The 1,145-nt window shown below is 62.1% G+C and carries 1 protein-coding gene; it reads left to right on the forward strand.

The annotated features are described in order from the left end of the window. Positions 1-1,145: NAD-dependent succinate-semialdehyde dehydrogenase (locus tag M8006_RS17570; RefSeq protein WP_250084489.1), on the forward strand; the 1,145-nt coding region annotated here is incomplete at both ends.

Below are 1,145 nucleotides of genomic sequence, written 5' to 3' on the forward strand. Positions count from 1 at the left end.
AAACCGATTGCCGAGTCGCGCGGCGAAGTCGCTTACGGCGCGTCGTTTGTCGAGTTCTACGCCGAAGAAGCCAAACGGATGGCAGGCGAAACCTTGCCCAGCCACGGTGCTGATAAGCGCATTTTGGTCTTTCGCGAACCGATTGGCGTTGTCGCGGCGGTGACGCCCTGGAACTTCCCGCTGGCGATGATTACGCGTAAATGTGCCCCGGCGTTAGCCGCAGGCTGCCCGGTGGTGATCAAACCCGCCGAGGCCACGCCACTTACCGCGCTGGCGGTGGCACGCTTGGCCGAACTCGCCGGGCTTCCCGCCGGTGTGATTAACGTGGTAACGGCCAGCCAACCGGCGGCCGTTGGCGAGGTGCTGACCACCGACCCGCGCGTGCGCAAGTTCTCCTTTACCGGCTCGACGCCGGTGGGCAAAAAACTGCTGGCCCAGTGCGCCGGTACCGTCAAAAAAGCCTCGATGGAACTCGGCGGTAACGCGCCCTTTATCGTGTTTGATGATGCGGAGTTGGATGCGGCGGTGGAAGGGGCCATCGCCTCCAAGTACCGCAACTCCGGGCAAACCTGTGTCTGCACCAATCGCTTTTTGGTGCAGTCCGGCGTCTACGAGGCCTTCGTCGAAAAATTGGCCGCGCGCGTCAAGCAACTGAAAGTGGGGAGCGGCTTAGAAGAGGGCGTGATGCAAGGCCCGCTGATCAATCAGGCCGCGGTGGAAAAAGTCGAAACCCATATCGCCGATGCCCTCGAAAAGGGCGGGCGGTTAGTGTGCGGCGGCAAGCCCCACGCGCTGGGTGGCGCCTTCTTCGAGCCAACGCTCATTGCCGATGTCTCGGATGACATGCGCGTTGCCCGCGAAGAGACGTTCGGCCCGCTGGCGCCGGTGTTCCGCTTCGAGACCGACGAGCAAGCAGTCGCCATGGCAAATGCCACCGAGTTCGGCTTAGCGGCCTACTTCTACGCGCGTGATTACCGGCGTATTTGGCACGTGATGGAAGGCCTGGAGTACGGCATGGTGGCCGTTAACGAAGGCATTCTGTCGACCGAATTGGCGCCGTTTGGCGGCGTGAAGGAATCCGGGCTTGGGCGTGAAGGGTCCCGCCACGGGTTGGACGAGTTCACCGAGTTGAAATACGTCTGTGT

The sequence above is a fragment of the Halomonas llamarensis genome (assembly GCF_023555005.1).
Taxonomy (GTDB): domain Bacteria; phylum Pseudomonadota; class Gammaproteobacteria; order Pseudomonadales; family Halomonadaceae; genus Vreelandella; species Vreelandella llamarensis.